Source organism: Vibrio sp. V30_P3S12P165, assembly GCF_009904905.1.
Taxonomy (GTDB): domain Bacteria; phylum Pseudomonadota; class Gammaproteobacteria; order Enterobacterales; family Vibrionaceae; genus Vibrio; species Vibrio fujianensis.
On record NZ_WXWH01000004.1, the window covers coordinates 62,833 to 84,673 of the forward strand.

At 41.7% G+C, this 21,841-nt stretch carries 13 protein-coding genes; 11 read left to right on the forward strand and 2 right to left on the reverse strand.

The window, feature by feature from the left end:
- Positions 1–20 precede the first annotated feature (20 nt).
- Both CAG57_RS00675 and CAG57_RS00680 read right to left on the reverse strand, forming a co-directional pair.
- On the reverse strand, positions 21–2,288 hold the full coding sequence (locus CAG57_RS00675; RefSeq protein WP_161430745.1) for a PqiB family protein: 2,268 nt from the start codon (positions 2,286–2,288) through the stop codon (positions 21–23).
- On the reverse strand, positions 2,281–3,540 hold the full coding sequence (locus tag CAG57_RS00680) for a paraquat-inducible protein A (protein ID WP_161427212.1): 1,260 nt from the start codon (positions 3,538–3,540) through the stop codon (positions 2,281–2,283). Before CAG57_RS00680 ends, CAG57_RS00675 begins: the two co-directional genes overlap by 8 nt.
- Before the next feature lie 248 nt (positions 3,541–3,788).
- On the opposite strand from CAG57_RS00680, the gene CAG57_RS00685 reads away from it, so the two are divergent.
- The 11 genes from CAG57_RS00685 (at position 3,789) to CAG57_RS00735 (ending at position 21,834) form a co-directional block, all read left to right on the forward strand.
- A complete protein-coding gene (locus CAG57_RS00685) occupies positions 3,789–4,262 on the forward strand; it encodes a GAF domain-containing protein (protein ID WP_099611217.1) in 474 nt (157 codons plus the stop codon).
- Between the two features lie 100 nt (positions 4,263–4,362).
- Positions 4,363–4,986 (forward strand): RNA chaperone ProQ, encoded by a 624-nt coding sequence (proQ, locus tag CAG57_RS00690; protein WP_099611218.1) that lies wholly within the window; start codon positions 4,363–4,365, stop codon positions 4,984–4,986.
- 17 nt (positions 4,987–5,003) lie between these two features.
- Positions 5,004–7,001: a carboxy terminal-processing peptidase gene (gene prc, locus CAG57_RS00695; RefSeq protein ID WP_161433812.1), complete on the forward strand. Its 1,998-nt coding sequence runs from the start codon at positions 5,004–5,006 to the stop codon at positions 6,999–7,001.
- 255 nt (positions 7,002–7,256) lie between these two features.
- Positions 7,257–9,860: an aminopeptidase N gene (pepN, locus tag CAG57_RS00700; protein WP_161430945.1), complete on the forward strand. Its 2,604-nt coding sequence runs from the start codon at positions 7,257–7,259 to the stop codon at positions 9,858–9,860.
- 76 nt (positions 9,861–9,936) lie between these two features.
- Positions 9,937–10,155 (forward strand): DUF2835 domain-containing protein, encoded by a 219-nt coding sequence (locus tag CAG57_RS00705; protein WP_099611343.1) that lies wholly within the window; start codon positions 9,937–9,939, stop codon positions 10,153–10,155.
- Positions 10,156–10,383: 228 nt separating this feature from the next.
- Positions 10,384–15,225: an NAD-glutamate dehydrogenase gene (locus tag CAG57_RS00710; RefSeq protein WP_161433814.1), complete on the forward strand. Its 4,842-nt coding sequence runs from the start codon at positions 10,384–10,386 to the stop codon at positions 15,223–15,225.
- 74 nt (positions 15,226–15,299) lie between these two features.
- Positions 15,300–16,310, forward strand: coding sequence for a quinone-dependent dihydroorotate dehydrogenase (pyrD, locus tag CAG57_RS00715; RefSeq protein WP_099611220.1), 1,011 nt, complete (start codon positions 15,300–15,302; stop codon positions 16,308–16,310).
- A 165-nt stretch (positions 16,311–16,475) separates the two neighbouring features.
- Positions 16,476–17,024 carry a cell division protein ZapC gene (locus CAG57_RS00720; protein WP_099611221.1) on the forward strand — a complete coding sequence of 183 codons (549 nt, stop codon included), beginning with the start codon at positions 16,476–16,478 and terminating at the stop codon, positions 17,022–17,024.
- A gap of 532 nt (positions 17,025–17,556) precedes the next feature.
- Entirely contained in the window at positions 17,557–19,698 is a 2,142-nt protein-coding gene (gene rlmKL, locus CAG57_RS00725; RefSeq protein ID WP_161428117.1) for a bifunctional 23S rRNA (guanine(2069)-N(7))-methyltransferase RlmK/23S rRNA (guanine(2445)-N(2))-methyltransferase RlmL, read from the forward strand.
- Entirely contained in the window at positions 19,695–19,937 is a 243-nt protein-coding gene (locus tag CAG57_RS00730) for a glutaredoxin family protein (protein WP_099611222.1), read from the forward strand. The genes rlmKL and CAG57_RS00730 overlap by 4 nt, the downstream gene beginning before the upstream one ends.
- The gene (locus tag CAG57_RS00735) at positions 19,915–21,834 is read left to right on the forward strand and encodes an ABC transporter ATP-binding protein (RefSeq protein WP_161428116.1); all 1,920 of its coding nucleotides are present in this window, start codon (positions 19,915–19,917) and stop codon (positions 21,832–21,834) included. The genes CAG57_RS00730 and CAG57_RS00735 overlap by 23 nt, the downstream gene beginning before the upstream one ends.
- Positions 21,835–21,841: the final 7 nt, after the last annotated feature.

Sequence of the window (21,841 nt, forward strand, 5' to 3'; positions counted from 1 at the left end):
AAGTTTCAACCCATTCATGGTCATGGTTTGGGAATGGCAGTTTTCCATTTTTTCCAATCTTTTTGTGCATGTGGATGCAAGTAGAAAGTGTGCCCTCGTGGTGCTGGCTCGAATAATGTTTGATGATCTGGGGTTGCAAAGGCGATACCCCCGCGGACCAAACTATCAAAAGTCCCTGACTTAATATTAGCGCCAGATAAACCGATAGAAACATCCATGCCGGAGGTATTCCAGAACACGGTATTTTTACGAACCAGATAGGCATATTGCGGAGCGATTTCTATCGTGGAGATCACCCGATCAGCAAGAGAGCCCAGTTGGATATCAATAACTTTCCCCACCTCCATGCCTCGATAACTGACTGGTGTATCGATCGAAACAGAGCCTTTTTCTTCACTTTGTAGAGTAAATTGAATGCCTTCGGGGTGATAGGGGCGAGTCGCTAAGGTAAATGTGTGCCTCTTGTTTCCACTACCGGGCTGAACTTCAATGGTTTTGACGAGCAAGCTATCTAAATTGGTAATTCCATTGAAACCCACTTTTACCTCTGCGACCCAAAAATCGGTATTGGTGCGAGTAATAAAAGAGGCATATTTCGGTTGGACTCGTGCAGAAATTGTCACTCTTTTATCCGTAAAGCTAGGTGAAACAGCCATCACTTCACCAATTTTAACGCCTCGGTATTTGATCGGCGTTCCTTGGCTAATTCCTGGGTTGGTTGCTGCTATTAACGTTATCGACTCACCAAATTTTTGCGCGCGTTGATAGCTTTCATATAATTTCCAGAATTGCCCATGTTTATTTTCTATTCCCGGCAGATTGTCAAAGGCGATGCCACCTTGTAATAGGCTTGGTAACGGTGCTGTTTGGATATGGATGCCAACGAGAGAAGCATCGATTGTGACGCCCGATTGGTTCCAGAAAACGGTATTGTCATCGATGAGGTGGCGATATTGATCATCGATGTTAATTACAATCTCAATTCCGTTAGGTGTGAGAATAAAGCGTTCGACTTTACCAACGGTTAAGTTTCGATACAGCAATGGCGATCCTTCATTCAAGCCATATGTACTTTCTGACAATAGTGTTATTTCGAGCTGTTGTGAGTACCTCTTAGCGTCGTCTTTTGCTCTTAGAGCGGTGAAATGTCGAGTGTGATCGCCCTGACCTGGGATCAATGTTAAATAATTGCCTCTTACCAGATTGGGGAGGTTTTCTATTCCTGAAATGGAAACATTAGCTTCTTGCAAAATAAATCGACTACCGCGAGTCAACATTTGACTAAATGACGGTTGGATCGCTGCATGTGCGATAACGTGAGTGTGATCATCACTAAGTTGTAAACGTACGACTTGACCGATTTCAATCCCCTTATACATAATGGATGTACCGGATGGATTTATGCCGCTATTATCAGGTAAATGGATGGTAATCGGTATGCCAAGCCCGGCAGTTTTTAAGTCTTTGTAGAGTTTAAATTGGTGATGTTGTGCTACTTGCTTCCCCCCCTCCGAAGAGTCAACAGCAATGGCTCCACCTACCAGGGTACTTAAACTTTCTAACTGTATATCTATACCATGAACACCTAAATGAGCCCCGAGACCACTGACATTCCAAAACCGGCTTTTAGAGGTAATTAAATGACGATATGCTTCTTTGATTGACGCTTGAATGAGTACCAATTGAGTCTGTTGATCCAGTTGATAGCGAAACACTTCCCCGATAGGAATCTTCTTATACACAATTTGTGATCCGATCGATAATCCTCCTAAATCATCAGCGAGTAGAGAGATAATTAATCCGCCATTCGCGATTAAATCGGATGGTGCATTATCATCAGCAGCAAATACTTTTGGATGTTCTATTGGTTTTGATTCTGTATTACCGGGATGAATGGCAATGTAGTTACCAGATACGAGCGCATCAAGCCCTGAAACACCAGATAAACTCGCTGTCGGTTTGACGAGCCAAAAACGTGTTGAGCTCGAAAGTAACGTCGTGGCTTCTGGATAGATCTCGGCGTCAACGTAAATACGATCAAGTTCTGGGGCCAGCTTGATCGCTTTTATGATCCCGACTTCTAATCCTTGATAACGAATTGTTGTGCGACCAGCGATCAGACCTTGAGCATTAGAAAAATAGATCTGAATACGTTCTCCGGAATTATGAATAGCTTTTGTGATAAACCAAGCAGCCAATAAAACGGTGATAATGGGTAATATCCACAACGGGGAAATCCCTGTATTCCGCTTAATTTCAGGAGAGTAAGAGATGGGCTGCTTATTCATCAGAAGACTCACTATGATTTGTATTAACCGCGATAGAGTCCCATATTAAACGGGAATCTAGACTTTCAGTCGCCAGCATGGTCAAAATAACAACGCAGCCAAAAGCAACCGCGCCGTATCCTGGTGTAAAATTAAGCAATTGGCCATGGTCAATCAAAGATAGCATGATAGAGATAACAAAAAGATCCATCACCGACCACTTACCAATCCACTTAATGATGTAATAGATCGTCATTCGTTGACGATGATAACGAGTACAGTGATATTGAATAGTCAGAAGTAGATAAATCAGCGCTAAAATTTTCACAACTGGTACCACAATACTGGCGATAAAAATAATAGCGGCAATAGCGTACATGCCATTATTGATTAAAGTCACAACGCCGGAAAAAATAGTATCCTCTAGCCGCTGGCCGTGACTAATGAAAATAGAGATAGGAATAACATTGGCAGGGATAATTGCAATGGCGGCCAAACAAGTATAAGCCCATGTACGTTGAATCGATAGTGGCTTTCGGTAATGGAGTTTTTGGTTACAGCGTATACAGTACTCGTTTACGTCTTGAGACAAGTGGCAATAATGGCAATGCATGCGTTTTTGACTCAACTTAGGATAATGACTTTCTGGCTGCCACGCTTCCCAATAGCGTTGAATACTTATTCTACTGATTAACAAAATCGTTAATATTTGTAGGAGCAATAGGCTGTAAAGCGCAGGCCCAATAAAAATATCGGCATAGTCGATTAGCTTAAAACAAGAAACGGCAACACTGACCAGAAAAACATCAATCATCGACCAGGGTTTTAATTTTTGCATGGCGAGCAGTGAATAACGAAAGATATTAAACCAGCGATAATGCAGCGCGAAATGCGCCAGCATGATCGTCATGAGTATCAGTAATGGAGCCAAAGAGCTACAAAAAAAGACCAGAAGGGCCAAAGCAGGGTAACCTTCAGAAGCGATAGCCCATATTCCAGCAGGTAAAGAAGCGGAGATCATTATTCCAAACAGTCGAATGGTTAAAAAGTTAAACCAGTGTGCGAGGATAAGTAGTAGTAGGCAGGTTATTGCAAGCGCAAGGTTTCCAGATAATGAAGGATGAGTACCTTGATATAACAGCGAGCCGCACCGGGGACAATAGGCACTTTGCTTTGGTTGAATGGCAACACGATAAACGGGAAGCTCACAGCCCTGGCACAATTGAATCTGTGTTTCTTTATCTTGCATGTTGACGGATACTTTTATTTGCATAAATAGAATCCAAATTTTCTCGCCGAGTGAACAATCACAGTATCAAGTGTAGTTGAGCTGAATTTATTGGTAGAGAAAAGTCTCACTATCTTTAGAAGTGATAGCAAATAGAAAGTGATTTTCTCTTGAGTTTTTTAAATCGAGCAGATAAAAAGAGTAAATAACACCAACAATGAAGCCAAGATGACTTGTTTTATCTTGATCATGGCTGCACCTTTTTTAGCACAACTCTTTAATGGAAAATGGTAATGAACATAGAGGACTACCAACGCTTAACTCAGCAAGCGATCGCCTTATTGGAATCAGAATCCGATTTAGTCGCAAATCTTGCCAATTTAAGCGCACTATTGAATATGGAGCTGGATAACATTAATTGGGTTGGCTTCTATTTATTACGCAACGATGAATTGATATTAGGCCCATTTCAAGGCCAACCTGCTTGTGTAAGAATCCCTGTTGGTCGAGGGGTTTGTGGCACCGCGGTTGCGAGCAATACGGTTCAACGGGTGGATGATGTCCATGCTTTCCCTGGACATATTGCCTGCGATGCCGCCAGCCTTTCTGAGCTGGTTATCCCTTTTTCTATCCATCAGCAAGTGGTCGGTGTTCTCGATATTGATAGCCCAATGACTGCGCGTTTTTCACCAATCGATCAACAAGGATTGGTTTTTTTAATGACTGAAGTAGAAAAGGTGCTCAATTCACATGCGAACAAAGCATAATTTCGCCTTTGCCTGTGGTTTTTCGTTGTCAGGTCACTATAATACCGAACATATTTATATTTAATGCTCCGCGGGCCAGCCGCATCAACCAGGAATCCTCATGGAAAACACTGAAAAGTTAAAAAACAGCAAAGAAGTGATTGCGTATATTGCTGAATGTTTCCCTAAATGCTTTACTTTAGAAGGTGAGGCAAAGCCTCTTAAAATTGGTATTTTTCAAGATCTTGCTGAACGTCTTAATGATGACCCTAAAGTAAGCAAAACTCAGCTTCGAGCTGCGCTAAGGCAATACACCTCGTCATGGCGTTATCTACACGGAGTAAAAGCTGGTGCAGTTCGGATTGATCTTGATGGTAATGCTTGTGGCGAACTAGAAGAGCAACATATTGAACATGCTCAAACCGCATTAGCTGAGAGCAAAGCTCGAGTGGATGCTCGTCGTAAGGAGCAAGCAAAAAAAGCTCGTGAGGAAGCGAAGGCAAAACCTAAAGCGAAGAAGCCTCAAGCTCGTCGCCCTCAGGGCTCTGCAGCAAAAAATGAGAAAAAACCAGTTGAAACACGCGCTTTACAATCTGATGAACTCAGTGTTGGTAAGCAAGTTAATGTGAACATGGGTAAAGGCAACATGGCAGCGACCATTGTTGAGATTAATAAGGAAGATGTGCGTGTCCAACTCGGTAACGGCCTACAAATGGTTGTGAAGACGGAGCACCTGCGCGCATAAAGGAGATATTCCTACGCATGAAATGCCGTTTAAAATTAACATCAATTGCTGCTAGCTTACTGCTGGCAGCCTTTTCTGTTCAGGCTATTGAAGCCAATCTCAAAATTAACGATCTTCCTCATTTAACGCCAGAAGTTCAGCATGAAACGGTGAGTAAAAGAGTGACTTCGCGTTTTACTCGTTCTCATTATAAACATTTCTCTTTAGATGATGCGTTTTCTCAAGCAATTTTTGCACGCTACATTGGCATGCTAGATTATAACCGTAACTTGTTTACTCAAGCGGATATTGATTCTTTTAAAGATTGGTCATTGCAACTGGATGATCAATTAAAAGTAGGTAATAACCAAATAGCCTTTGATCTTTATAATCTATCCATGCGTAAGCGATTTGAGCGATTTCAATATGCGCTGTCGTTACTAGATAAAGAAATTACTTTTGATTCAGATGATGCGATTGAGCAAGATAGAACCCAATCACCTTGGCCGAAAGATCAAGCCGAAATTGATTCACTTTGGCAAAAGCGAGTTAAATTTGACGCACTCAATCTGAAATTAGCGGGTAAAACATGGCCTGAAATTCAAGAAACGTTAGCAAAACGCTACAACAACGCGATTAAACGTTTGACCCAAACGCATAGTGAAGATGTTTTTCAGGTCTACATCAATGCTTTTGCGCGCCAAATTGATCCACATACCAGCTATTTATCTCCTCGTAATGCAGAGCAATTTCAGTCTGAAATGAATTTATCGTTGGAAGGTATTGGTGCCGTACTACAAATGACCGATGATTATACCGTAATTCGCTCTCTTGTTGTTGGTGGGCCTGCCGCAAGTAGCAAACAGCTGAGTGAAGGTGATCGAATTATTGGGGTCGGCCAAGAAAAAGGTGAAATGGTTGATGTCATCGGATGGCGTTTAGACGATGTGGTTCAACTGATTAAAGGCCCAAAAGGCACGAAAGTTAAGCTACAAGTTTTACCTGAAGGGAAAGAGGCTAAAAGTTACATTGTCACTATAGTTCGCGATAAGATTCGTTTAGAAGATCGAGCCGTCAAATCTCAAATTATTGAAAAAGACGGTAAAAAAATAGGTGTATTGGAAGTTCCTAGTTTTTATGTTGGTCTGTCACAAGATACAGATACCCTAATTTCTGAACTAAAAACGGCTGGAGTGGATGGTATTATTGTTGATCTTCGCAACAATGGTGGTGGTGCTTTAACGGAAGCAACGGCACTTTCTGGACTATTTATTACCAGTGGCCCTGTGGTACAAGTTCGTGATAGTTATGGCAGAGTTAACGTTAATAGTGATACGGATGGAAAAATCAGTTACCAAGGCCCCATGACGGTATTAATTAATCGTTACAGTGCATCAGCCTCAGAAATATTCGCCGCAGCAATGCAAGATTATGGACGTGCGATCATTCTTGGTGAAAACTCCTTTGGTAAGGGGACGGTTCAGCAGCACCGTTCTTTAAATCATATCTATGATTTATTTGAACAGGAGCTGGGGTATGTGCAGTACACGATACAAAAGTTCTACCGAATTGATGGTGGCAGTACCCAAAATCGAGGCGTGATTCCTGATATCATCTTCCCAACGCCAGTCAATGCTGAAGAAACGGGGGAAAGTGTAGAAGATAACGCACTGCCTTGGGATAGCATAGACAAAGCTCAATATGACAAGTTATATGATTTTACAGCACAGCTTCCCAAACTGATTGAGCAGCATCAAGCGCGAGTGATGTCTGATCGTGAGTTTGGTTTTATATTGCAAGATATTGAGAAATATAAAGCTGAAAAAGATGATAACCTATTGTCTTTAAATGAAAAAAAACGTAAAGAAGAAATGGAAAAAGCAGACCGACAACGTTTAGAACGGATTAATATTCGTCAAAAATCTTTGGGGTTAACACCATTTGCTAAGTTGAGTGATGTACCAAAAGATTATGAAACGCCTGATGCATACCTGAATGAATCTGTCTCGATCATGGTGGATATGCTTAAGCTGTAATACGTTTGATTGATAATGAAGAGTGGACTTTATCGTCCGCTCTTTTTTTATCACAACTACTTAGCTTACTATCGGTTTGAAAAGTCAGTCAGGGTAGTATTTGTGTATCAATATGAGGCAAAACCAGGTAAGAATAATCGTATTTTTTTTATCTAGGGGGTTGTTATTAACCCTGACAAGCTTAAGATCACAAGATAATGATAACGGTGATGAACTTTATCAGTTACAGTGATTACGTCAAAAAGGATCCCGACCATGGCGACAAGCCCGCAAGCAAAATATCGCAAAGATTACCAAGCCCCTACGCACACCATTAGTGAGATTGAGTTGCTCTTTGATCTCCATGATAACCAAACTTCCGTGACCGCCATTTCTCACATTCATCAGCAGTCAGAAAGCTCAACGTTAGTACTTGATGGAGAAGCGCTTATTTTACAATCGCTCCAAGTGAATGGTGCAGATTGGAGCAATTATACTCAGACAGAATCAAGTTTGACGCTTTATCAACTGCCAGCGCAGTTTACTTTGAAAATCATTACTGAAATTGATCCGCAAGCGAATACCGCGTTAGAAGGTTTATACAAGTCTGGTGGTGCCTTTTGTACTCAGTGTGAAGCTGAAGGGTTCCGTCGTATCACTTATTATCTTGATCGACCAGATGTACTGGCTAAATACACAACAACCATCATTGCTGATAGAACGCTTTATCCATTCTTATTAAGTAATGGCAATAAGATCGATCAAGGTGAGTTAGAGAACGGCAGACATTGGGTGAAATGGCAAGATCCGCACCCTAAGCCCGCTTATCTATTTGCGTTAGTGGCGGGAGATTTTGATGTATTACGTGATCAATTTATTACGTGCTCTGGACGCAAGGTTGAGTTAGCGATTTTTGTTGATAAAGGCAATTTAGATCGTGCTAACCATGCCATGGCATCACTTAAAAACTCAATGCGTTGGGACGAACAGCGCTTTGGGCTGGAATACGACCTTGATATTTATATGGTCGTTGCGGTTGATTTTTTCAACATGGGAGCGATGGAAAATAAAGGATTAAATATTTTCAACTCCAAATTTGTGTTAGCTAATGAAAATACTGCAACTGATACCGATTACTTAGGTATTGAGTCGGTCATTGGACACGAATATTTCCATAACTGGACGGGAAACCGAGTCACTTGCCGCGATTGGTTTCAACTGAGTTTAAAAGAAGGGTTAACCGTTTTCCGAGATCAAGAATTTTCTTCAGATCTCGGTTCTCGAGCCGTTAATCGTATTCATAATGTCCGTATTATTCGTGGGCCACAATTTGCAGAAGATGCAGGCCCTATGTCTCACCCAATTCGCCCTGAGAAAGTGATAGAAATGAATAACTTCTATACCTTAACTGTATATGAAAAGGGCAGTGAAGTCATTCGTATGCTACATACTTTACTCGGTGAAGACGATTTCCAGAAAGGAATGAAACTTTACATTGCACGCCATGATGGAACCGCAGCTACCTGCGAAGATTTTGTGCTTGCTATGGAAGAGGCCAGTGGTATTGATTTACAACAATTTCGTCTTTGGTATAGCCAATCGGGCACCCCATTACTCAAAATTAGCAGCAGTTATCAAGCCAGCTCATCAACTTATACTTTGACGATAGAGCAAACTACCGAACCAACGGCGGATCAACCTTATAAGCAACCGCTACATATTCCGTTGGATATTGAACTCTACCAACAGGATGGGACGGTTATTCCGTTACAATGTAACGGAGAGGCAATTCATCATGTGTTGAACGTTACTAAGTCAAAGCAAACTTTTGTTTTTGATCAGGTGCCAGAAAAGCCGATTCTCTCTTTGTTACGTGAATTTTCAGCGCCAGTTAAACTTGAGTATGATTATACCGATCAAGAGTTGAGCTTCCTTATGGTGCACGCAACGAATGATTTTGCACGTTGGGATGCCGGACAAATGTTACTGGCTAAATATATTCGGACTCATATTGAATCGATACAGCAAGGAAAGATGGTTGAACTCCCAGATAGCGTGATTGATGCCTTCCGGGGGATTTTGCTCAACGATACATTAGAGCCAGCCTTTATTGCAGAAGTATTGACTTTGCCGAATCATAATGAGGTATCTGGTTGGTATAAACAGGTCGATGTGGATGCTATCGCACAAGTGTTGCATCAATTCAAAGTGATTTTAGCGACGGAATTAGCAGACGAGTTGAGTGCGATTTACCATTTACTGAAACAAGAAGAGTATTCGATTGCCCATGCGGCGATTGGCCGACGTGCTCTACGCAATACCTGTTTAGGGTATCTTGCTTATACTGAGCAGGGTGAACGTTTAGTCAATCATCAATACCAGCAAGCGAATAATATGACCGATACCATGGCGGCCATGAATGCCGCCAATAGTGCTCAGTTGCCATGTCGAGAAGCGTTAATGAATGATTTTAGTGCTAAATGGCAGCACGATGGCTTAGTGATGGATAAGTGGTTTACGCTACAAGGGACAAACCCTGCTAAAGATGCGTTATTGGTGATTAAAAATACCATGCAACATCCAGCGTTTAGCATGAAAAACCCTAATCGTATTCGCAGTCTTATTGGATCTTTCTTAGCGATGAACCCGGTAAGATTTCATGCAAAAACAGGAGAAGGGTACCAGTTTGCTGGCGAGATCTTACGTGAATTAAATACCAGTAATCCTCAGGTTGCTTCACGGTTAATCGATCCATTACTTAAGTTCCGTCTATATGATCAACATCGACAAACCTTGATGAAGAAAGAACTCGAAGCATTAAAGAACTTAGATAATTTAGCCAACGATCTTTTTGAAAAAGTGACCAAAGCGTTAGATTAATAATAAAAATGAGTCGCACAGAGTCGGTACTATGCTTAGCATGAGTACCGACTCAACTGTGGTGCTGAATTGGGCTATGAATCATTACTTTTTTACCCTCAATATCTCTTATCAAACTTTTCTCGCACACTATTCAGGTGCTGCCAGTCACGTCATTGTCATGACTGATAATGGCCTTAAGCTGCAATTGTCTGCGGCAAAATTACGACCATTTCTTAGCCAACTTGGCATCAAAGGACGATTTCGTTTAACGACGGATCAACAGCATAAATTTGTGAAGCTCGAAATGCTGTGATTGGGTAACGAACGTAGCCAACACCCCTGCAGCTTAAAGTGGGAAGGATATATAGCTATGTGAATTGATATACAGCGCACAGTCTTAAACATTTCACGACCAGTGATAGGTTAGGATTGTTAACGTTCAGTTAGCAAATCTTTACAATATTCATCGCATTACTGTAAGCAGCAACTATGCTTACAGCATAACCCTACCTATCTAATATTCTAATATTTGGAGTCGTTTATGACTGTGCGTGAAGGTTTGATGCCGGTTCTCCTAGAAAAAGTGTATCAACTCATTCAAAACCAACTTGATCCTGCCCAACAGCCCCTAGTTACTCAGCTTGGAGAACATCTATTTAGCAATGTCGCACAAGATGATCTTACCAAGCGAAATGAATCCGATCTTTATGGGGCTTTAGTTAGCCTTTGGCACCATATTACCGAGAAAGATTCACAAGCATTGTCAGTCCGCGTGTTTAATCCCACAGTGAGTAAGCATGGTTGGCAATCGACTCACACGATCGTTGAGATAGTTTTACCCGATAGTCCATTTTTAGTTGATTCAATTAAGATGACGTTAAGTCGTTTAGGATTAACGTGCCATTTGATGCTCAACGGCCCCACTCATATTGACTATGATAAGCAGGGGGGAGTGCAAAGTATCCATCAAGGAAAAGGTTCACTCCAGTCGTTATTCCATATTGAAGTAGACAAGTTAAACACCAAGCAAGACATGCTTGCACTGCAAAATGAACTAGTGGGTATGTTGAGTGATGTTACCTTGGTTGTACGTGATTGGAAGCCAATGGTCAGTCAACTCCAATTGGTCATCAACCAACTTGAACAACAAAAAAAATTTATTCCTGTTGAGTCAGCCCATTATCAAGAAACGTTAAATTTTTTACGTTGGCTCGGAGACCATAATTTTACCTTTATGGGGTATAAAGAGTTTGACTTAGTTAATGTGGAAGGGGATACCGAGTTGCATCCCACCCAAGAAGTCGGGTTAGGTCTATTTTCAGAGATAAAGCGGGTTCGGAAAGTGAAGCTGGCTCAATTTTCGGATGCTGCCCGTTTAGAAGCCAAAAAACCATTTTTACTCATTATTACTAAAGGCAATAAACAATCACGCATTCATCGACCCGCTTATACCGACTACATTGGAATTAAAAAGTTTGATCAGAATGGTCGAGTCATCGGAGAGCATCGTTTCACCGGCTTATACACCTCGGCGGTTTATAACCAAACGGTAGAAAGCATTCCCCTTATTCGAGAGAAAGTGCAACGTATTTTGTTGGCCAGTGGATATCGAGTCGGATCTTATGCCTATAAAGCGTTACATAATATTTTAGAAAATTATCCCCGCGATGAACTGCTACAAGCCAATGAAAAAGAATTATTAGCCGTAGGGATGGGAGTGGTCCAAATGCAAGACCGAGATCTTATCCGACTTTTTGTACGACGAGATCCCTTTGGACGCTTTTTCAGTTGCATGGTTTATGTGACCAAAGAGCGTTATAACACCGAGCTAAGGAAACAAACCCAGCGGATTTTGAAAGATTATTTTGGGTGTGAACAAGATGTTGAATTTACCACTTATTTCTCAGAAAGTCCCTTAGCAAGAACCCACTACATCGTGCGAGTGGATAATAATAATGCCAATATTGATGTAAAAAAAATAGAGCAAAATTTAATGGAAGCATCAACCAGTTGGGATGATCGACTTTCTCAAGCGATAATCGCCAATTTTGGCGAAAGTCACGGGCGTCCTCTCGCTAAAGCCTATTTAAGCGCTTTTCCTCGATCTTATAAAGAGAGTGTCATGCCCGGATCCGCCGTCTCTGATCTTGAACGTCTAGAAGCTTTAAATGAAGAGCATAAATTGGGAATGCTCTTTTATCGACCTCAAGAAGAGCAAAAAGACTCAAAAGCAGTTCGACTTAAACTTTATCATCGTGATGAGCCTATCCATTTATCCGATGTGATGCCGATGCTAGAAAACCTGGGTTTGCGGATTATTGGGGAATCTCCCTATGAGATCAAAAAAAACCATGGACAAACGTATTGGATCCTCGATTTTTCCATGCTTCACAAAAGTAATAAACAAGTGGATCTTCGTGAAGCACGAGATCGCTTTCAGCAAGCATTTTCTGCAATTTGGCACGGTGAATTAGAGAGTGATGGATTTAACCGTTTAGTGTTAGGCGCATCATTAACAGGACGGGAAGTGTCTATTTTAAGGGCTTATGCACGTTATATGCGTCAAGTTGGTTTTCCTTTTAGTCAACAGTACATTGAGGAGACGTTAAACCATTATCCAGAGTTAGCTCAAGATCTTGTCGCCTTATTTATGTGTCGCTTTGATCCCAGTTATAAGGGGAGAGAAAAGGGACAAGCGAGATTGATCGATCAATTAACCGAGCAATTTGATCATGTTGAAAGCCTTGATGACGATCGTATTTTACGACGCTATATGGAAATGATTTGTGCGACCGTTCGCACCAACTATTTCCAGGTAGATCATCATAAAAAACCAAAAGCTTGCCTTGCTTTAAAGTTTACGCCACGCGATATTCCAGATATTCCAGCCCCCGTGCCAGCTTTTGAAATATTTGTTTATGCCCCGGATATTGAAGGTGTTCATCTCAGAGCTGGTAAAGTGGCTCGTGGTGGACTACGTTGGTCGGATCGACAAGAAGATTTCCGTACCGAGATTCTCGGATTAGTCAAAGCCCAGCAAGTCAAAAATACGGTGATAGTGCCTGTCGGAGCCAAAGGTGGGTTTATTTGTAAAAGACAGCCTTTATTGAATCATCGAGATGAAATTTTTGCCGAAGGCCAGCGATGCTATAAACGGTTCATCCAGTCGTTATTAGATGTGACAGATAATATTGTCGACGGAAAAATTGTTTCTCCTATCAATGTGATTCGCCATGATGAGGACGATCCCTACCTTGTTGTTGCCGCTGATAAAGGAACGGCTACATTTTCAGATTTAGCAAATGCAGTATCAGCCGATGACCACTTTTGGCTAGGAGATGCCTTCGCATCAGGAGGATCAAATGGGTATGATCATAAATCCATGGGGATCACCGCAAAAGGTGGTTGGGAGTCGGTCAAGCGTCATTTTCGTGAATTAGGGATTAATTGCCAAACGACAGATTTTACAGCAATTGGTATTGGAGACATGGCAGGGGATGTGTTTGGAAATGGAATGCTCCTTTCTCAGCATATTCGCCTGCAAGCGGCGTTTAACCATGCGCATATTTTTATTGATCCGAATCCCGATGCTGATGTCAGTTGGCAAGAGCGTCAACGTTTATTTCAACTCCCTCGATCCAGTTGGGAAAATTACAATCCAGCCTTAATCTCTGAAGGCGGAGGGGTATTTTCCCGTAAGGCAAAATCGATTTCTCTTTCAACTCAGATGCAAGCGATGCTAGCAACCGAAAAGCGTTCACTTGCACCAAATGAATTGATCAAATTGATCTTGAAAATGAAGGTCGATTTACTGTGGAATGGTGGTATTGGCACTTATATAAAATCATCTAACGAGTCGCATGCCGATGTTGGGGATAGAGCCAATGATATGGTGCGTATTAATGGCAATGAGGTGCAAGCTAAAATTATTGGTGAGGGCGGCAATTTAGGTATGACTCAGTTAGGGCGGGTTGAATACGCCTTATCTGGAGGCCGTGTTAACACCGACTTTGTCGATAATGTCGGCGGTGTTGATTGTTCTGATAACGAAGTGAATATAAAAATTCTTTTAAATAGTTTAGTTGCTCACGATGATTTAACGGTAAAACAGCGTAATCAACTGCTTGAATCGATGGAAGATGAGGTGGGGCAGATTGTTATCCAAGATGCCTATACACAGGCTGAATCGATTTCTGTGACTGAATTTCTTGGTCTTGAAACGGTAAAAGAGCAGATTCGTTTTATCCATCATATGGAAAAAGTAGGCTATTTAGATAGAAGCTTAGAGTATATTCCAGATGATGAAACATTGCTTGAAAGAGAAAAACAAGGGCAAGCGTTAACTCGTCCAGAGCTTGCCGTTTTAGTCGCTTATGGAAAAATGCGCTTGAAAGAGGAGCTTGCCTGCGATGAGGTCGCGAATGATGAATTTCATGCTAAGCAATTGATCGATTATTTCCCATCAAAGTTACGCGGTCACTATGCGCAAAAGATGAAACAACATCCTCTACGTAAAGAAATTATCGCCACGGCATTGACTAACCAGATGGTTAATGAAATGGGCTGCAACTTTGTCACCCGTTTGCAAGAAGAGACAGGAGCTAAAGTCGTTGATATTGTTAATGCGTATTCGGCCGTTCGTGAGATTTATCAATTAGAGAAAGTGTTACAAGAGATTCGTGGACTCGATAATCAAGCGGTAAGTTCGGTACAATACGATATGATGTTCCAAGTTCGTCGAACATTACGCCGTTTATCTCGTTGGTTATTACGCAATCGAATAAATCAGTCTTCAGTTGTTTCTGTTGTGGAGCATTACCAGTCTGATGTGCAAAAGATCGCTCAACAATTGGATCTGGTACTAGTCGAAAGTGAAGTGCTAGAGCACAATACTCTTGCTGAAAGCTGGATAAATCAAGGGGTCAGTCATGAATTAGCCCATTATGTTGCGCGCTTATCTAGCTTATATTCTGCTTTAGACATTTCTGCGGTTTCACACGAAAAACAGGTTCCGGTTGAGCTTACGGCAAAACTTTATTTTAATTTAGGTGATCGCCTATCATTACATTGGTTTTTGAAACAAATTAATCACCAGGCCGTCGAAAACAACTGGCAAGCGTTAGCGCGAGCGGCATTCAGAGAAGATCTGGATTGGCAACAACGTCAATTAACCGCGCAAGTTTTGGCGTGCTTCAGTCACACTGACTCGTCAGATGTACTCAATGCACTAGAGCGATGGATGCAAAATAATACTAATGCTTTGCAGCGTTGGGACAATATTCTTAATGAATTTAAAGTTGGATCAGTACATGAGTTTGCTAAATTTTCGGTTGCCATGCGTGAATTGATGCTACTGAACTTAAATTGTCAGGGCGTAGAATAAGCATTGAATTGTTAACCGATTAAGTCAATAATAACGCCCCGTTTATTCGGGGCTTATTTTTTTTCGGAGGCAGTATGCTTTACCGCTTAGCCAGAGCTGGCTTTTTTCAACTGGATGCTGAAAAGGCGCATGATCTCGCCATTCAAAATTTCAAACGTTTCACTGGTACACCTCTCGATCTCTTCTACCGTCAACACCTTCCTCAACGTCCTGTTGAATGCATGGGGCTTACCTTCAAAAATCCAGTGGGCTTGGCTGCTGGGCTTGATAAAAATGGTGAATGCATAGAAGCATTTGGAGCGATGGGATTTGGTTTTGTTGAAGTTGGAACCGTGACTCCTCGCCCTCAACCGGGTAATGACAAACCGAGGTTATTTCGCTTAGTGCACGCGGAAGGAATCATCAACCGTATGGGGTTTAACAATTTAGGTGTCGATCATCTGGTTGAGAATGTTAAACAAGCAAATTATGACGGGATTATCGGCATTAATATTGGTAAGAATAAAGACACGCCGATAGAAAAAGGGGTAGAGGATTACTTAATCTGTATGGATAAGGTTTATCCTTATGCGGGTTATATTGCGATTAATATCTCATCGCCAAACACGCCAGGATTGCGTACGTTACAATATGGTCAAGCTCTTGATGAACTATTGGCGACGCTTAAAGCAAAACAAAATGAACTTGCCGAACAGCACAATAAGTATGTTCCGTTAACATTGAAAATTGCACCAGATTTAACCGACCAAGAGCTAAAACAGATTTGCCAGTCGCTACTAAAGTATAAAATAGACGGAGTTATCGCGACGAATACAACCTTAGATCGAACATTAGTCGAAGGGATGAAGTTCGCGAATGAGGCTGGTGGACTAAGTGGGCGACCATTACAATCTCGTAGTACAGAAGTGATTAAACTTCTTTACCAACAACTTGGTGAACAGATCCCTATCATTGGTGTGGGGGGGATAGATTCTTATGTTTCAGCGAAAGAAAAATTGCTTGCCGGAGCTAAGTTAATTCAAGTTTATAGCGGATTCATTTATCACGGGCCTAAGCTGGTGAGCGATATTGTTAAAAATTTATAATTCATTGAGATATTTTATAAAGTGACAAGGTGACTTTCAGAGGAGATGAATCATTCATTTCCTCTTTTTTTTTATGATGTCCTTCCTAAAATGGCACTAATAGGTAATAAAGTCGTTTACCTCATCGTTTGATTATTCCAGTAAAGTAAATAGAGAGCCAGAATAATGCTAAAACCCAGTGATAAATGGCGTTGGTACTATTCAGATAGCGAAGGCTATTTGATGCTCGATCTCGGCGAGGAGATGGTGTTTCGCACCAATCTTAGTCGCAATTTACTGGTTGATTGTGCGTTTGCAGAAAATCATTTTTCTGTTGATGATGCATCGGATTACCAAACCTATAAAGAATGTGTTAGTGGTTTAGATCTGCCGGAACCTCGTAAAGTTGAATTAGCCCTGTATTGTGTGGCAGCTAAACGGTTCCATAAGCCGGTTCAACCCAGAAGTTGGTTTTTCGATTACCAGCAATCGGACGATGAGCTTGCGCCTCAAGAAGGCGATATGGTCAGTTTACTAAATGGCCATAATCAAGGGTATTTCATTGTTCTCGAAGTAGGAGAGAGCGCGAGCTTATGTGCATTGGTTGATCTGCAACCATTTATTTTAACCGGCTCTAAAACCTTAGAGTTTGGACAAGTGATTAAGGTGATGCACGACAGAATGGCATTAGCCAATCATATTTTACAACCAGAGTCTGTGGCACTGGTTGGTTAATTTTACCTAACTGTTTTCGTTCCTTTGTTTCATTTCCCATCGGCATCTCGCCGATTTTTTTTGCCTACCGTTCGGTCTCTCGTTTATAACACAGTTCAAATTTGGTTAAAGAAGGCGATATTCTACGCATTTTTTCTTTTCTTTTTTTGTTAGATGTGACGCATAGCTATGATAATTCTAGCCAAAATAAAGGAAAAATTCCCTTTTTAGCAACGTTTGTTGTTAAATTACAGCGACTTTATGTGTTTGGTATAGTCCAGATTTTAAGTGAATAAATACTCACTTCTAATGCGAAGCACTAAGAACGATAGATATTTATCAAAGAAACTAAAAAGGCTGAGTCAGTATCGTGGTGATTTTTACTCAAATTGAAAATGTGATTGCAGCATGAGATTTAGGCAAAATTAAATGACTTAACTGTTTAATGATTAAGCAGACTGAGAGTTTTTTGTTAAAATCCGTTGTTTAGCTTAGCCATGGGCTTTAGTTGTCAGCTATAATCTGAAACCATTTTTAGCAGTTAAAGAACACTATGAATCAATATCTAGCGGTGACCTCCAACGGTCTTGAGAATCTATTAGCAGAAGAACTTACCCAACTTGGGATTTCTGACGCCAAACCTGTTCAAGCAGGGGTTAAATTTACTGCCTCTAATGAATGTATTTATCGCTGCTGTTTATGGAGCCGACTTGCTTCTCGATTCGTACGTGTTGTTGCTGAATTTACTTGCCAGAATGATATGGATTTATACCTATCTGCCGCAGCGGTGAACTGGGTGAACCACTTTCATAGTTCAAAGAAGTTTGTGGTGGACTTTAATGGTACTAACCGTGAAATTCGTAACAGTCAATATGGGGCGATGAAAGTAAAAGATGCGATCGTAGACTGTTTTAACAAGAAGAATCTACCTCGGCCATCGATCAGTAAAGATCAACCTGATCTTCGGGTTCACGTCCGACTCCACAAAGAAAAAGCCTTACTCGGTATTGATATGGTTGGGGCAGGGTTACACATTCGTGGCTATCGTCCTGAATCGGGGCGCGCTCCTTTACGAGAAACACTCGCGGCCGCCATTCTTCTTCGCAGTGGCTGGCAGCCTAGTCGAGCATTGCTCGATCCCATGTGTGGTTCTGGTACCTTATTAATTGAAGCGGCGATGATGGCGGCTAATATTGCTCCAGGCTTAAAAAGAGCCAAATGGTGCTTTGAAGCTTTAGAAGACTTTCAACCTGAGCTCTGGGCCGAGATAAAATCAGAAGCGGCCGTTCAAGCACGTAAAGGTGTCAAAAAAGCTGACACTAAGTTTTTTGGGGCCGATAATGACCCTCGTGTTTTGCAAATGGCAAAAGAGAATGCCCGACGAGCCGGGGTTGATGAACTGATTCAATTTGAGTTAGCTGATGCGGCAAAACTGACTCGTCCACAAGGTTTTGAGCATGGTGTGATCGTATGTAACCCACCTTATGGTGAACGGTTAGGTACTCATCCTGGTTTGATTGCTCTCTATACTGCCTTTGGTGGGCAGTTAAAAGCTGAGTTTGGTGGTTGTCAGGCTTCTATCTTTTCCAGCTCTGATGAACTACTGAGTTGTTTGCGTATGCGGGCAGAAAAGCAGTTTAAATTGAATAATGGTGCGTTACCTTGTCACCAAAAAAACTACACGATTGCAGAGCGCGATACTTCTCAATTAACGGATTCATCAAGCCCGTCACTCATTGCCCCTGATTTCGCTAATCGATTGAAAAAGAACCTCACAAAAATCAGTAAGTGGGCAAAACGAGAAGGGTTAGACTGCTATCGGATCTATGATGCAGATCTTCCTGAGTACAACGTCGCGATTGATGTTTATTTAGATCAACTCGTTATCCAAGAGTATGCGCCGCCCAAAACGATCCCTGAAGAAAAAGCGAAACGTCGCTTAACTGACATCATTCGTGCGGCGATTCAGGTGACAGGCACTGATGCAAATAACGTGGTACTCAAAGTGCGTGAACGTAAGAAAGGCGCGGCTCAGTACCAGAAATTAGCCCAGCAGTCTCAGACATTCACGGTGAATGAATATGGGGTCAAATTGTTGGTTAACCTGCATGACTACTTGGATACGGGCCTATTTTTAGATCATAAGTTAACTCGACGTCGTCTTGCACAAATGGCCAAAGGAAAAGACTTTCTTAACTTATTTGCTTATACCGGCTCGGCAACGGTTCATGCCGCTTGCGGCGGAGCAAAATCCACCATGACGGTCGATATGTCAAAAACCTACCTTGAGTGGGCGAAAGAAAACATGAAGCTGAATGGGCAGGTTGGGCGGCAACATCAGTATGAACAAGCGGACTGTTTACAATGGCTAAGCATCGCACAGGGACATTACGATTTAATCTTTATTGATCCTCCTACGTTTTCTAACTCAAAACGTATGGAGCAGACATTTGATGTGCAACGAGATCATATTCTATTGATGGAAAACCTTAAACGAATTTTACGCCCCGGTGGAACCATCGTATTTTCTAATAATAAGCGCCATTTTAAAATGGATATCGATCGGTTAGATGAACTTGATTTACTTGCGCAGAATATTTCAACTCAGACCTTGCCGATGGATTTTGAGCGTAACAAGCAAATCCATAACTGCTGGTTAATTACCCATAAACCACAAGAGCAGGGGCGAGCGTGATTAGACTTTATAGCACCTCAGGTTGTCATTTGTGTGAGCAAGCTTATCAGTTGCTAACCAAGGCGAATATTGCCGATCCGATCACTATTGTGGATATTGCTTTTGACGATGAGCTATTCTCTCGTTACGGTGTCACCATACCGGTGATTGCATTCCAAGGCAGTGAACTTAACTGGCCTTTCGATTTTAATGAATTAACTCAGTGGTTAGAAAATAATGGCATTAATTACCATTCATAACGGGTTACTGGCGTTCGGTGACCATCCTTTACTGGATCATGCAGATTTTGCTCTGCAAGAAAACGAACGGGTTTGTCTTGTTGGCCGTAATGGTGCAGGGAAATCGACCCTAATGAAAGTGCTCGCGGGTGAGATCTTGCTCGATGATGGCAAAATGCAGGTAATGCAAGATGTCGTGGTTTCTCGTTTAGAACAAGATCCGCCACGTAACCAGCAAGGCAATGTATATGACTATGTGGCTGGAGGCTTAAAAGAAGCAGGAGAGCAACTTAAGATCTATAACGATCTACTTGATCTTGTGACTCATTCGCCAACAGACGCCAATATTAAGAAATTATCCACGGTTCAAGAGCAACTAGAACATTCTGGTGCTTGGCGCTTGGAAGACAGAATTAACAATGTGCTTACGGCGTTAAAACTCAATGGTCAAACGAAACTAAGTGAACTTTCCGGAGGTTGGCAACGTAAAGCGGCTTTAGCTCGTGCTTTAGTATGTGAACCTGACGTTTTACTCCTTGATGAGCCAACCAACCATTTGGATGTCACAACCATTGAATGGCTGGAAGGTTTCCTTAAAGATTTTCGTGGTTCCATCATTTTTATTTCTCACGACCGTACGTTTATTAAAGCAATGGCCACTCGTATTTTGGATTTAGACCGAGGAAAACTGAACTCTTTTCCTGGTAACTACGATCAATACTTGGTTGAAAAAGAAGAGCAATTGCGTATTGAAGAGATGCAACATGCTGAGTTTGATAAAAAATTGGCTCAGGAGGAAATCTGGATTCGTCAGGGCATAAAAGCGCGCCGAACACGTAATGAAGGCCGAGTGAGAGCCTTAAAGCAGTTACGACAAGAGCGAAGCGAGCGACGTGAAGTTCAAGGTAAAGTGAATCTTAAAATTGATGATGGATCCCGCTCAGGAAAAATTGTATTTGAAGCGGAAAACCTTAACTTTTCCATTCAAGGCAAACCGATTGTTCGTAACTTTAGTTTTAATATTATGCGAGGTGATCGTATTGCACTGATTGGTCCAAATGGCTGTGGGAAAAGTACGTTACTTAAGCTGTTACTGGGTGAGCTGACCCCTGATAGCGGTCGATTGCACTGCGGGACAAAATTGGACGTCGCGTACTTTGATCAATATCGTGAATTACTCGATCCTGAAAAAACCGTGATTGATAATTTAGCTGATGGAAAACAAGAAGTGACGGTAGCTGGGCGTCAACGTCATGCCTTAAGTTATTTACAAGATTTTCTTTTCGCGCCAAAGCGGGCTAGAACACCAGTCAAAGCGTTGTCAGGTGGTGAGAAAAACCGGCTATTGCTAGCGAGAATTTTCCTAAAACCCAATAACTTATTAGTACTTGATGAGCCCACTAACGATTTAGATATCGAAACATTGGAACTTTTAGAGGATTTACTTGCCAACTATCAGGGCACATTATTATTAGTGAGTCACGATCGTGAGTTCGTTGATAATACAGTGACGACCAGTTGGATTTTTGAAGGTAATGGACACATTGAAGAGTTTGTAGGTGGTTATCACGATGCGCAGCAGCAGCGTCAACAAGTGCAGCAAGCTCGTGCAAATGAAGGTGTGAGGCAGAAACAAGAGCAATCGGTTGAGCCCCCTTTAAAAGCCACATCACCAAAGCCTAAAGCGAAGAAGTTATCGTATAAACTCCAACGTGAGCTGGAAGCTTTGCCGGCCCAGCTTGAACAGTTAGAAGAACAAATTGAAACGCTACAGTTAGAGGTCAATACTCCCGACTTTTTCAGCCAAGCTGTAGAGATTACCCAACCCATTTTAGAGAAGCTGGCTGCTTATGAGCAGGAGCTTGAAGTTGCTTTTGAGCGTTGGGAAGAGCTTGAAGCGATACAACAGGATAGTTAATGAAACG